Genomic DNA, 12,688 nt, shown 5'->3' with positions numbered 1-12,688 from the left:
CCGTGGGATCGTAGTGCCCCGGACGCCGCCTGGCGGCAGCTGCTACAAGGGGCAATCCTGGTAGCAGCTGCCGAAGGCGGCGTCAGGGCCTGCGATCAGTAGCGGTAAGCGTGCGGCTTGAACGGGCCTTCCACGGTCACGCCGATGTAGTCGGCCTGCTGCTTGGTCAGCTTGGTGACCACGCCGCCGAACCCGCGGACCATTTCCAGGGCCACTTCTTCGTCGAGTTTCTTCGGCAGTACTTCAACGGTCAGGCGCTCGGCTTGCTGGGCTGGCGACAGGTCGGCGAATTTCTGCTCGAACAGGAAGATCTGTGCCAGCACCTGGTTGGCGAACGAACCATCCATGATGCGGCTTGGGTGGCCAGTGGCGTTGCCCAGGTTCACCAGGCGGCCTTCGGCCAGCAGAATCAGGTAGTCGTCGTTCTGGGCGTCGAAGGCGCCGGCACCGGTACGGTGGATCTTGTGTACCTGTGGCTTCACTTCTTCCCATGCCCAGTTCTTGCGCATGAAGGCGGTGTCGATTTCGTTGTCGAAGTGACCGATGTTGCAGACCACGGCGCGCTTTTTCAGGGCCTTGAGCATGTTCGCGTCGCAGACGTTGACGTTGCCGGTGGTGGTCACGATCAGGTCGATCTTGCCCAGCAGGGCCTTGTCGATGCTGGCTTCGGTGCCGTCGTTTTCACCGTTGATGAACGGCGAGACCAGCTCGAAACCGTCCATGCAGGCTTGCATGGCGCAGATCGGGTCGACTTCGGTGACCTTGACGATCATGCCTTCCTGACGCAGGGACTGGGCCGAGCCCTTGCCCACGTCGCCGTAGCCGATCACCAGGGCCTGCTTGCCCGACAGCAGGTGGTCGGTGCCGCGCTTGATGGCGTCGTTCAGGCTGTGACGGCAGCCGTACTTGTTGTCGTTCTTGCTCTTGGTAACCGAGTCGTTGACGTTGATGGCCGGGATCTTCAGTTCGCCCTTGGCCAGCATGTCCAGCAGGCGGTGCACGCCAGTGGTGGTCTCTTCGGTCACGCCGTGGATGCGTGCCAGCATCTGCGGGTATTTCTTGTGCAGGATTTCGGTCAGGTCGCCGCCGTCGTCCAGGATCATGTTGGCGTCCCACGGCTGGCCATCCTTGAGGATGGTCTGCTCGATGCACCACTCGTACTCTTCTTCGGTCTCGCCTTTCCAGGCGAACACAGGAATACCGGCGGCAGCGATGGCGGCAGCGGCCTGGTCCTGGGTGGAGAAGATGTTGCAGGAAGACCAGCGCACTTCGGCACCCAGGGCAACCAGGGTTTCGATCAGCACGGCAGTCTGGATGGTCATGTGGATGCAGCCCAGGATCTTCGCGCCCTTGAGCGGTTGCTCACCGGCGTACTTGCGGCGCAGGCCCATCAGTGCTGGCATTTCCGATTCGGCGATGATGGTCTCGCGGCGGCCCCAGGCGGCCAGGGAGATGTCGGCAACCTTGAAGTCGGTGAAACCTGCAGGCGTGTGTACAGCGCTCATGAAGAGCCTCCATTCGTAATGTGCGAATGGGCGCCGTTGTGCGTTTAGAGCCCGTACGGACCAACCGTGCGGGCAACGCCCCATCCGAGCCTGACAGGTATCCCTGCTGCAGCGCCCCTCGGACGGGTGGCGGGAACGGCCGGGAATGACATTGGCCGTTGTGATCAAACGGGGCGATTATATAGAGGAAGGCGTCGCTTCCCAAGGGGCTGCGACGATAACCGCCCAAAGGTTTATCGGCTCCATAGCAAGACTGCAATGGAGGCGGCGGGCAAGCTCTGCGATGATGATTGCCTTGAATGGCAAGTCGGTCAGGAGTCACGCATGAATTTCCACACCCGCAAGTGGGTAAAACCCGAAGACCTCAACCCCAATGGCACCCTGTTCGGTGGCAGCCTGCTGCGCTGGATCGACGAGGAAGCGGCGATCTACGCCATCGTCCAGCTGGGCAACCAGCGCGTGGTGACCAAGTACATCTCGGAGATCAACTTCGTCAGCGCCTCGCGCCAGGGTGACATCATCGAGCTGGGCATCACGGCCACCGAATTCGGCCGCACCTCCATCACCCTGACGTGTGAAGTGCGCAACAAGATCACCCGCAAGAGCATCCTCACCGTGGACAAGATGGTCTTCGTCAATTTGGGCGAGGACGGCCTGCCGGCGCCGCACGGGCGCACGGAAATCCGCTACATCAAGGACCAGTTCGACGCCGAAACCGCGGAATAACACGAACATCTGCGTAGCCGCTGCCGAAGGCTGCGCTGGCCCTCCCATACGCCCGCGAAATCAGGGTTGGAATACGGGCCAGCGCAGCCTGCGGCAGCGGCTACGGTCAGTGTGTTGCTTCTTCGGGCGGGGTATCGCGGGTGACGCTTTTCACCAGCTTGCCGATACTCAGGCCCTGCAGCAGGATCGACGACAACACCACGATGTAGGTGATGCTCAGCAGCAGGTCGCGCTCCGGGCCCACCGGCAGCGCCAGGGCCAGCGCCACCGACACCCCACCGCGCAGGCCACCCCAGGTGAGGATGCGGATGGTGCCCTTGGGCACGCTGCGCCAGCGGCGCAACAGCAGGATCGCCGGGGCCACGGTGAGCAGCCGCGACAGTAGGATCGCCACCGCCAGCAGGCTGGACGCGATCACGTGCATCCACGAGAACGGCAACAGCAGCAGTTCCATGCCGATCAACGCGAACAGCAGCGCGTTGAGCATGTCATCCAGCAGCTCCCAGAAACCGTCCATGTAGCGCCGGGTCATGTCGTTCATGGCCAGCTTGCGCCCCAGGTTGCCGATGATCAGCCCAGCGGTGACCATGGCGATGGGCGCCGACACGTGCAGCTCGTAGCACATGGCCGAGCCACCGATCACCAGTGCCAGGGTCAGCATGACCTCCACCTGGTACTGCTCGATGCTCTTGATCATGCGGTACACCACGTAGCCGATCAGTGCGCCGAACAGCACGCCGCCGATGGCCTCGTGCACGAACAGCATGGCGGTTTCGCCCAGGGTCGGCGTCGCACCCTGCTGGGCAATGCCCAGCAGCACGGTGAACACCACCACTGCGGTGCCATCGTTGAACAGCGATTCACCGACGATGGTGGTCTTCAGTGGCTTGGAGGCGTTGGCGGTCCGCAGCACGCCCAGCACCGCGATGGGGTCGGTGGGCGAGATCAGCGCGCCGAACAGCAGGCAGTAAAGGAAGCTCACGTGCCAGCCGAACATGCCGAAGATCCAGAACGCCAGCGTGCCGATCACCAGGGTGGCGATCAGCACGCCGAAGGTGGCCAGCAGGCCGATGGGCCAGCGGTAGCTGCGCAGGTCGCTGAGGTTCACGTGCAGGGCGCCGGCGAACAGCAGGAACGCCAGCATCCAGTTCATCAGCAGGTCGCCGAAGTCGATCTGGCCGATCAGGCCCTGCACCCGGGCTTCAAGGCCGGGGTAACCGAGCACGCTCAAGCCTTGCAGCAACAAGGAGAACATCAGCGCCGTGACCATCACGCCGATGGTGGGGGGCAGGCCGATGAAGCGGAAATTGACGTAGGTGAGAAGGGTGGTAAGGCAGATAAAGGCGGCGACTAACTCGAGCATCCGGGCTCCCATGGTGGTGTGACGGAGTGGCGCGCGCAGGCGCCATGTAGGGGTTGGACGAGCACGTAACTCGTTGTGACACAGGCACGAATGTCGCACTTGTTACAAAGTCTTGCGAAGACCCGCACCGCAGCCTTGGACCCACGCTAAGATAGGCCCGTTCATTTCTCCCCGGCCTCTCGGATGCCTAAGGAAACCCCGCGTGCTCGCCACAGGTTTGGTGCTGTTCGCCGCGTTGTTGCACGCGGCCTGGAATACCCTGGTGAAATTCAGTTCCGAGCGCCTGCTGGTGGTGGCGGCCATGGACTCGGTGGCGCTGTTGCTGGTAGCGGTATTGCTGCCCTTCGTGCCAGTGCCACCCGCCGAGATCTGGCCGTGGATGCTGGCGTCCGCCGGCTTCGAGCTGCTGTACCGCTACCTGCTGATCCAGGCCTACAAGGTGGGCGACCTGGGGCTGGTGTACCCGTTGATGCGCGGCCTTTCGCCGTTGATCGTGCTGGGGCTTACCCTGGCCACCGGTCGCGAGGCACTCTCGGGCCATCAGGTGGTCGGAATCCTGTTGATCCCGTGCGGCATGGCATGCCTGCTGTGGCAGGGCGGGGGCGGTGATCGCCTGCCCTGGCGGATGCTGCCGGTGGTGGGGCTGATTGGCCTGTGCATTGGTTGCTACACCTGGCTGGACGGGCAGGCGATACGCCGCTGGCCGGAGCCGCTGGGCTACCTGACCTGGCTGACGCTGATCAGCGCCTGGCCGTTCCCGCTGCTGGCGGTAACCACCCGGCGCGCCAGCTTCCGGCACTTCTGGCGCACCCAGTGGCGCATCGGCCTGAGCGTCGGCTTCTTCGTGTTGGCGAGCTACGCCCTGGTGCTGTGGGCAATGCAGCTGGGCTCCATAGCCGAAGCCGCGGCATTGCGCGAGATCAGCGTGATCCTGGTGGTGCTGCTGGGCATGCGTTACCTGAAGGAACCCTTTGGCCGCCCGCGGCTGCTGGCGTGCGCGCTGGTGCTGGTGGGCATGTTGATCATGAAACTTTAATAAGAGATCCGCTAAATGACCGTTGCTTTCTGGTGTGTCCTGATTGCCCTGGTGCTGCCGTTCGTGTGCACCAGCATCGCCAAGTTCAGCGGTGGCAAGTTCGGCCCGCGGCAAAACCATGACCCGCGCACGTTCCTGGCCAACCTCGACGGTTTTGCCAAGCGTGCCCATGCCGCGCAGCTGAACAGCTTCGAGGCGTTCCCGGCGTTCGCGGCCGCGGTGATCATCGCCGATATCTGCCATAACGCCCAGCAGGTGACCATGGACGTGCTGGCGGTGTTGTTCATCACCAGCCGCCTGCTATACATCATCTGCTACCTGGCCGATTGGGCCATGCTGCGCTCGCTGGTGTGGTTCGTCGGCCTGGGGCTGATCGCCAGTTTCTTCTTCATTTCCATGTGACCGGGCGCCCATGACCCTCAAGACTTTCACCGTGCTGACCCTGGCGTGCCTGGCCCTGAGCGCCTGCGGCGGCGTGGACCCCAATTCGCCGCTGGGCCAGCGCAAGGCAATCTTCAAACAGATGCTGCACACCAGCGAGGACATGAACGGCATGCTGTTGGGCCGCTTGAGCTTCGACGGCCCGCAGTTCGCGGCCAGTGCGGTGAAGCTCGACCAGCTGGCGCACCAGCCCTGGCAGCATTTTCCCAAGGTGCGAGAGGAAGACCACACCAGCGCCAAACCCGAGGTGTGGGAGAAACAGGCGCGGTTCCAGCAGCTGGCCCAGGCGCTGGAGGTGTCAACCGGTGAGCTGGTCGAAGCCAGCCGCGCGCAGCCGCTGGCGGCTACCAGCCTCGACGGGCCGATGCAGAAGGTGGAAAACGCCTGCAAGGCCTGCCATCGGGAATTCCGCGACCACTGAGGGCGGGTTATTTGTCCAGCTCGTCCAGGGCTTGCTGCAGTTCCTTGCGGGACTGCGCCAGCTTGTCCTTGCGGCTGTTGATCTTGTCGGCGTCACCTTTCTTCATGGCCTTGTCCAGGTCGGCCTGGCGCTTGGCCACTTCGTGACGGGCGTCGAGCACCTTGTTTTCGCGCTCTTTCTGCAGGCCGGCGTCGGTGCAGTGCTCCTTGTTCTCGGCCAGCGCTTTTTCCAGGCCAGCCTGTTGCGCGCCATTGCCGTGGGCGCGGGCCTGCTCGATCTGTTCGTTGATGGCCTGTTGCTTGGCCGCGCAGCCCTTGAGTTCAGCGGCGTCTTCGTCGGCGGCCAGCAGCGGCGTGGCTACTGCGCAGCACAGGGCGAGCGCTGTGAGGAGAGGTAAGGGTTTCATGGTGACTCCATGTGATGGACTGCGCTATTGGAAAACTAATTGAAGCCTTTGTCTGTAGGAAGTTTCCTTCCGTCCCGTAATTATTCCCGTTGCAGCGGCCGCCAGGCCGCGCCCCGGACCCTGCGGCGTTCCCATGACGCGGCCTGCGGCCACTGCTACGGGAATGCGGGGATGTTGGCGTTGTGCAGCTGTTCGGCCAGCAGTTGGACTTGCGGGTGGTTGAAGAACTCGTGCAGCTGCCGGGCCTTGGTGGCGCCGATGCCGGGCTGTTCACGCCATTGCTCGGGTGTGCGTGATGCCAAGGTCTGCCAGCGGTCCTGAGGGGCCAGCCTGGCTCCGGCAGGCATGCCAAGGGCGCGCAACCATTGCTCCAGGCTGCGCTCGCGGGCCAGGGTGAGGCTGGCGAGCAGGCGTTGCCCGGGTATTTCGTGCAGTTCCAGCCAGTCCAGCAAGCCCTGCACCTGGCCAGTGTTGATCAGCCGTTGCCAGGTGCCGGGCCCCACGTGTGGCAGATCCAGGCCCTGCTTGCCACTGAGCCAGGCAAGGCGCGCCAGGAACTGGCCTTCACAGCCCGGCTCGGGCTGCCAGCAGCTGAGCCCGTGGTAGCGGCTGCTGTCGGGGGCGGTGACGGCGACGCGGTCCGGGCTGCGCCAGACCAGGCTATTGAAACGGGGGATGGTCAGCCCTGCCAGGTCAATGGCCACCTGGTCGCCGGGGCGAATGTCCAGCGCCTGCCAACGGGCCAGCGAGCCGATGCTGACGCGCTTCACGGTGCGGTCGTCGAGGCGCACCGGCAACAGCTCGAGCACGGGCGTGATGCGGCCGCTGCGGCCGATGCTGAAGGTCACGTCGCGCACCTCGGCCAGGGCTTGGGCGTACGGGTATTTCCAGGCGGCAATCCAGTACGGCACCTTCGCCTGCCAGCGCGAGGCTGGCGGGCGGCGGCTCTGGCGCAGGATCAGGCCGTCGCTGGCGAACGGCAGGGGGCTGGTGTACCACTGCTCGCGCCAATGGCTGGCATCCGCCACCGTCTGGATCGGCTGGCTGTAGGCGGCAGGCTCGGCAAACCCCAGCGCCTGCAGGTCGGCAAGGCGCTCGGGCAGCGTGGCGGGCCCCTCGGGCCAGTCCCAGACAAACAGCCCCAGGTTGGCGCCGTCTTCCATTGACAGGGTGTTGCGCGCCATCAGTCCCGCCACCTTGCTGCGGGCGTTGTCGCTGCCGGCGGTGGCCTGCACGTGCCCTGCGTAGCGCCAGTACAGCTCGCCCTGCAGCACCAGGTCGACAGGCTGTGGCAGGGTGGCCGGAATCGCGCTGATCGAGCGCGCGGCAATGCTCCAGTCCTGCCCGCGCACGCCATCGCCGCGGCTGATCAACTGGTGCAGGCTGCCTTGGCGATAAACCAGGGTGACGGCGACGCCATCGACCTTGGGCTGCACCCACACCTCTTCGCGGCCCTTGAGCCAGGCGGCGACGCTGTCTTGTTCGGCATGTTTGCCCACGCCGGTGTGGACGATGGGGTGAGGTACGGGGCCGGCGGCGGTGGCCAGCGGGGAAGGGGTGGCCGGGGCGTGTTCGGGGAAGCAGCGGCGCCAGTTTTCCAGGCGCAGGCGTGACTGGTCGTACAGTTCGTCGGCAATGGCTGAAGCACCCTGGCGGTGGTAACGATCGTCCCACTGGGTCACCTGCGTCTGCAGGGCACCCATCTGGCGGATGGCCTTGGCAGCGTCCCACGGCGGGCACTCACTGGCGTGGACCGTGGGCAACAGCAGGGCGAGCAGCAGCAAAAAGACTTTCATCGTCGGCGTCCTTGCACGACTGGGCGAACCCCAAGCCTAGGAAAGCTTTGCTACCGGCGCCCAGCCGTCTGGTTACCGGGTGCTACCGACTCAGCGGTTGGCCGGGGTGTCGCGGTGTTCCTGGTTGCTGTGGGCCGGCGCCTTGCGCGCCTGGACCTTGTGCTTGGGCGCCGGGGCCTTCTTGGTGACGATCTTGTGCTGCGGCGCCTTGTGCACCTGCACCTGGGCGTTGTCGTGGCGGTCAGGCGAGTTGGCCATGGTGGCCATGTTGGCGGCCTGGGCGTTGATGGCAAACAGGCCCAGCAGGGCGGCGGCGGGGGCGAACAGCGAAATGCGCATCGGAACCTCAAAGTCTGAAAATAAACGTTGCCCGTGGAGAGGGCAGGCATAGGAGCGAAAAAGCCCCGGCCAGTTTCCCGGCCGGGGCTTTTTATTTGGTGTCGGTCTTGTTACAGGCCGGCAGCAGCACGCAGCGCGTCGGCGCGGTCGGTGCGTTCCCAGGTGAACGTGGTGAAGGTGTCATTGCCCACGGTCACTTGCTCCGGGGTACGGCCGAAGTGGCCGTAGGCCGCGGTCGCCTGGTACATCGGGTGCAGCAGGTCGAGCATGGTGGTGATCGCGTACGGACGCAGGTCGAAGTGCTCGCGGACCAGGTTGATGATCTTGTCATCGCTGATCTTGCCGGTGCCGAAGGTGTTGATCGAGATCGACGTAGGCTGGGCCACGCCGATGGCGTAGGACACCTGGATCTCGCAACGGTCGGCCAGGCCGGCGGCAACGATGTTTTTGGCCACGTAGCGACCGGCGTAGGCTGCCGAACGGTCAACCTTGGATGGGTCCTTGCCGGAGAACGCGCCGCCGCCGTGGCGGGCCATGCCGCCGTAGCTGTCGACGATGATCTTGCGGCCGGTCAGGCCACAGTCGCCCACCGGGCCACCAATGATGAAGTTGCCGGTAGGGTTGATGTGGAACTGGGTGTCACGGTGCAGCAGCTCGGCCGGGATCACCTTCTTGACGATCTCTTCCATCACGCCTTCACGCAGGTTGGCGTAGGAAACGTCCGGGTTGTGCTGGGTCGACAGCACGATGGCGTCGATGCCCACGACCTTGCCGCCTTCGTAGCGGCAGGTAACCTGGGACTTGGCGTCCGGGCGCAGCCACGGCAGCAGGCCCGACTTGCGCGCTTCGGCTTGGCGCTCTACCAGGCGGTGCGAGAAGCAGATCGGCGCTGGCATCAGCACGTCGGTCTCGTTGCTGGCGTAGCCGAACATCAGGCCCTGGTCGCCGGCGCCCTGGTCTTCAGGCTTGCTGCGGTCAACGCCCTGGGCGATGTCCACGGACTGCTTGCCGATGATGTTCATCACGGCGCAGGTGGCGCCGTCGAAACCGACTTCGGAGCTGTTGTAGCCGATATCGACGATCACCTTGCGGACGATGTCTTCCAGGTCGACCCAGGCCGAAGTGGTCACTTCGCCAGCGATGATGGCGACACCGGTCTTCACCAGGGTTTCGCACGCGACGCGGGCGAACTTGTCCTGGGTGATGATGGCGTCCAGCACCGCATCAGAAATCTGGTCGGCGATCTTGTCCGGGTGCCCTTCAGAGACGGACTCGGAGGTGAAAAGAGAATATTCGCTCATCTCGACGGTTTCCTAAATTTACCGATGGTGAGTGTCGCCAGCCGGCCGCTGAAAATGACGGACCTGAATCTGGAAACCATTACGTAAGCCTACATACAGGCTTTCCCCGGGAACCAGTCCCGCAGCAGCGGCCCAAAAGGCCAGATCTTCCTGTTCGAAACCCAGCCACAGGTCGCCACAGGCGTCCCTGGCCCAGCTCTGGTTGTGACTGCACAGCTCGGTCACCAGCAGGCTGCCGCCCGGTTTCACCCGGGTGGCCAGTTGCTTGAGGGCCTGGGCCGGCTCGGGAAAGTGGTGCAAGACCATGTTCAGTACCACGCAGTGCGCCTGCACGCTGGTGTCGCCCAGGGCGTCGGCCAGGTGCAGCTGGACGTTGTCCAGGTTCTCGCGCTGGCACAGCTGGCGGGCCAGGTCGAGCATCTCGGCACTGTTGTCCAGCGCCGTCACCTGGGCAAAACGGCTGGCCAGGTCGGGCAGGAATGCACCGTCGCCGGGGCCGATTTCCAGGGCGCTGGCCTGGGTATCGAAGCTGAGCTTGTCGAGCAACGCCAGCACGCTGTCGCGGTACTGCGCCAGCCCGGCGATCAGGTCCTGCTGCGCACGGAATTTCTCTTCCATGCGCGAGAAAAAGTGTTCGCTGGTGGCCGCGCGCTGGCGCTGCACCAACGCCATGCGTGCCTCGGCGTCGGCCGGCAGGTCGAGGTCGTCGACCTCGTCCAGCAGCGCCGCGTACAGGCGGCCGCCCAGCGCGCCGGTGTCGGGCAGGGCGCGGCGATAGAAGATCGCGTTGCCTTCGCGGCGGGTGGCCACCAGGCCTGCCTGGGCCAGCACCTTGAGGTGGTGGCTCATGCCCGACTGGCCGATGGCGAAGATCTGCGCCAGTTCCAGCACGCCGAACGAGTCGCTGGCCAGGGCGCGCAACACGTTCAGCCGCAGCGGGTCGCCGCCGGCCTTGCACAGGGCGGCCAGCTCGTCGCTGTATTCGTGGCGGATCGCGGGCGCAGGTAGATTCATAGGGTCGGCAGTCTAGTCAGCGAAATGCCACCCCGCAAGACCAATATCAAAAAGTTTTGATATTGGTCGATGGATGGAATCCCTGGCCGGCAAAAGGGGTCCACTGCAGGTATACGTTGCAGGCCGATCGACATTTAGGCTCCGCAAGGCAGGAAAAACGCTGCGCAATGACTATCTGTCATTGCCCAGAGGCGTGGCCTGGGGGAAAATGCCGGTCTTTTCGAAATCCGTACTTTTTATAAAGCCCAGGAGATAAGCGATGCCCAGCCGTCGTGAGCGTGCCAACGCCATTCGTGCCCTCAGCATGGATGCCGTGCAAAAAGCCAACAGCGGCCATCCCGGTGCCCCCATGGGCATGGCGGATATCGCCGAAGTGCTTTGGCGTGACTTCTTGAAGCACAACCCGACCAATCCGTCGTTCGCCAACCGCGACCGTTTCGTGATGTCCAATGGTCACGGTTCGATGCTCGTCTACTCGCTGCTGCACCTGACCGGTTACGACCTGTCGATCGACGATCTGAAAAACTTCCGCCAGCTGCACAGCCGTACCCCGGGCCACCCGGAATTCGGCTACACCCCGGGTGTGGAAACCACCACCGGCCCATTGGGCCAAGGCCTGGCCAACGCCGTCGGCTTCGCCATCGCCGAAAAGACCCTGGGCGCCCAGTTCAACCGCCCAGGCCACAACATCGTCGACCACCACACCTACGTGTTCCTGGGTGATGGCTGCATGATGGAAGGTATCTCCCACGAAGTCGCTTCCCTGGCCGGTACCCTGGACCTGGGCAAGCTGATCGCCTTCTACGACGACAACGGCATCTCCATCGACGGCGAAGTCGAAGGCTGGTTCACCGACGACACGCCGAAGCGTTTCGAAGCCTACAACTGGCAGGTGATCCGCAACGTCGACGGCCATGACGCCGACGAGATCAAGACCGCCATCGAGACCGCCCGCAAGAGCGACCGTCCGACCCTGATCTGCTGCAAGACCACCATCGGCTTCGGTTCGCCGAACAAGCAGGGCAAGGAAGAATCCCACGGCGCGCCACTGGGTGCCGAGGAAATCGCCCTGACCCGCGCCGCGCTGAAGTGGAACCACGGTCCTTTCGAAATCCCGGCCGACATCTACGCCGAATGGGACGCCAAGGAAGCCGGCCGCGCGCTGGAAGCCGACTGGGACCAGCGCTTCGCCGCCTACTCCGCCGCACACCCTGAGCTGGCCAACGAGTTCATCCGCCGCATGGCTGGCGAGCTGCCAGCCGACTTCGCCGAAAAGGCCGACGCCTGGATCGCCGAAGTGGTTGCCAAGGGCGAGACCATCGCCAGCCGCAAGGCCAGCCAGAATGCCCTGAACGCCTACGGCCCGCTGCTGCCTGAACTGCTGGGCGGCTCGGCTGACCTGGCCGGTTCCAACCTGACCTTCTGGAAGGGCAGCAAGAGCGTCAGCGCCGAAGAGCCAGGTGGCAACTACCTGCACTACGGCGTGCGCGAGTTCGGCATGGGCGCCATCATGAACGGTATCGCCCTGCACGGCGGTTTCGTGCCCTACGGCGCCACCTTCCTGATCTTCATGGAATACTGCCGCAACGCCGTGCGCATGTCGGCCCTGATGAAGAAGCGCGTGCTGTACGTGTTCACCCACGACTCCATCGGCCTGGGCGAAGACGGCCCTACCCACCAGCCGATCGAGCAGCTGGCCAGCCTGCGCTGCACCCCGAACCTGGACACCTGGCGCCCAGCCGATGCCGTGGAATCGGCAGTGGCCTGGAAGCACGCCATCCAGCGCAACGACGGTCCTTCGGCGCTGATCTTCAGCCGCCAGAACCTGCAGAACCAGCCGCGCGATGCCGCGCAACTGGCTGACATCGCCCGTGGTGGCTACATCCTCAAGGACTGCGACGGCGAGCCGGAGCTGATCCTGATCGCCACCGGTTCCGAAGTTGACCTGGCCGTGAAGGCCCAGGCCAAGCTGGCCGAGCAGGGCCGCAAGGTCCGCGTGGTGTCGATGCCGTGCACCAGCGTGTTCGAAGCCCAGGACGCCAGCTACAAGCAGGCCGTGCTGCCACTGGAAGTCAGCGCGCGCATCGCCATCGAGGCCGCGCACGCCGACTACTGGTACAAGTACGTAGGCCTGGAAGGCCGCGTCATCGGCATGACCACCTTCGGCGAGTCGGCCCCTGCGGCCGCCCTGTTCGAAGAGTTCGGCTTCACCGTCGACAACATCGTCGGTACTGCCGAAGAACTGCTGGAAGACTGAAAGCGGTAAAGCAGCCCTGCCTCCTTCTGTAGGAGCCGGGCTTGCCCGCGATGGCCATACCTCGATATCGGCGGTGTGGCCAT

The 12,688-nt window shown here is 64.3% G+C and carries 12 protein-coding genes and 1 riboswitch; of the genes, 5 read left to right on the top strand and 7 right to left on the bottom strand.

Annotation, left to right across the window (positions count from 1 at the left end; translation table 11 throughout):
• Positions 1–95: 95 nt before the first annotated feature.
• Positions 96–1,505 (bottom strand): adenosylhomocysteinase, encoded by a 1,410-nt coding sequence (ahcY, locus tag AC0Z2B_RS24790; RefSeq protein WP_476300120.1) that lies wholly within the window; start codon positions 1,503–1,505, stop codon positions 96–98.
• 21 nt (positions 1,506–1,526) lie between these two features.
• A riboswitch (S-adenosyl-L-homocysteine riboswitch) is annotated at positions 1,527–1,631 on the bottom strand.
• A 198-nt stretch (positions 1,632–1,829) separates the two neighbouring features.
• On the opposite strand from ahcY, the gene AC0Z2B_RS24785 reads away from it, so the two are divergent.
• Positions 1,830–2,231 (top strand): acyl-CoA thioesterase, encoded by a 402-nt coding sequence (locus AC0Z2B_RS24785; protein ID WP_416427307.1) that lies wholly within the window; start codon positions 1,830–1,832, stop codon positions 2,229–2,231.
• A 106-nt stretch (positions 2,232–2,337) separates the two neighbouring features.
• Here AC0Z2B_RS24785 and AC0Z2B_RS24780 read toward each other — a convergent pair whose 3' ends face one another.
• Entirely contained in the window at positions 2,338–3,594 is a 1,257-nt protein-coding gene (locus AC0Z2B_RS24780) for a cation:proton antiporter (RefSeq protein WP_416427306.1), read from the bottom strand.
• A gap of 202 nt (positions 3,595–3,796) precedes the next feature.
• Between AC0Z2B_RS24780 and AC0Z2B_RS24775 the strand changes: the two genes are divergently transcribed.
• From AC0Z2B_RS24775 to AC0Z2B_RS24765, 3 genes are read left to right on the top strand one after another with little or no spacing between them, the layout of a single operon-like run.
• Entirely contained in the window at positions 3,797–4,630 is an 834-nt protein-coding gene (locus AC0Z2B_RS24775; RefSeq protein WP_476300117.1) for an EamA family transporter, read from the top strand.
• A gap of 15 nt (positions 4,631–4,645) precedes the next feature.
• Positions 4,646–5,032, top strand: coding sequence for an MAPEG family protein (locus AC0Z2B_RS24770; protein WP_473004753.1), 387 nt, complete (start codon positions 4,646–4,648; stop codon positions 5,030–5,032).
• Positions 5,033–5,042: 10 nt separating this feature from the next.
• Complete coding sequence (locus AC0Z2B_RS24765) at positions 5,043–5,492, top strand: c-type cytochrome (protein WP_476300115.1); 450 nt, start codon at positions 5,043–5,045, stop codon at positions 5,490–5,492.
• Positions 5,493–5,499: 7 nt separating this feature from the next.
• Here AC0Z2B_RS24765 and AC0Z2B_RS24760 read toward each other — a convergent pair whose 3' ends face one another.
• From AC0Z2B_RS24760 to AC0Z2B_RS24740, 5 genes are all read right to left on the bottom strand, one after another.
• Positions 5,500–5,898, bottom strand: coding sequence for a DUF1090 domain-containing protein (locus AC0Z2B_RS24760; protein WP_416427302.1), 399 nt, complete (start codon positions 5,896–5,898; stop codon positions 5,500–5,502).
• 155 nt (positions 5,899–6,053) lie between these two features.
• Entirely contained in the window at positions 6,054–7,694 is a 1,641-nt protein-coding gene (gene ligB, locus AC0Z2B_RS24755; protein ID WP_476300113.1) for an NAD-dependent DNA ligase LigB, read from the bottom strand.
• A gap of 90 nt (positions 7,695–7,784) precedes the next feature.
• A complete protein-coding gene (locus tag AC0Z2B_RS24750; RefSeq protein ID WP_416427300.1) occupies positions 7,785–8,033 on the bottom strand; it encodes a hypothetical protein in 249 nt (82 codons plus the stop codon).
• A gap of 110 nt (positions 8,034–8,143) precedes the next feature.
• A complete protein-coding gene (gene metK, locus AC0Z2B_RS24745) occupies positions 8,144–9,334 on the bottom strand; it encodes a methionine adenosyltransferase (RefSeq protein WP_416427299.1) in 1,191 nt (396 codons plus the stop codon).
• Between the two features lie 18 nt (positions 9,335–9,352).
• Complete coding sequence (locus AC0Z2B_RS24740) at positions 9,353–10,348, bottom strand: ArsR/SmtB family transcription factor (RefSeq protein WP_416427298.1); 996 nt, start codon at positions 10,346–10,348, stop codon at positions 9,353–9,355.
• A 259-nt stretch (positions 10,349–10,607) separates the two neighbouring features.
• Here AC0Z2B_RS24740 and tkt point away from each other — a divergent pair, with 259 nt between their 5' ends.
• On the top strand, positions 10,608–12,605 hold the full coding sequence (gene tkt / locus AC0Z2B_RS24735) for a transketolase (protein ID WP_476300111.1): 1,998 nt from the start codon (positions 10,608–10,610) through the stop codon (positions 12,603–12,605).
• Positions 12,606–12,688: the final 83 nt, after the last annotated feature.

The sequence above is a fragment of the Pseudomonas sp. GYB4201 genome, from assembly GCF_056312595.1.
This window is presented reverse-complemented; position numbering and strand designations above follow the sequence as displayed.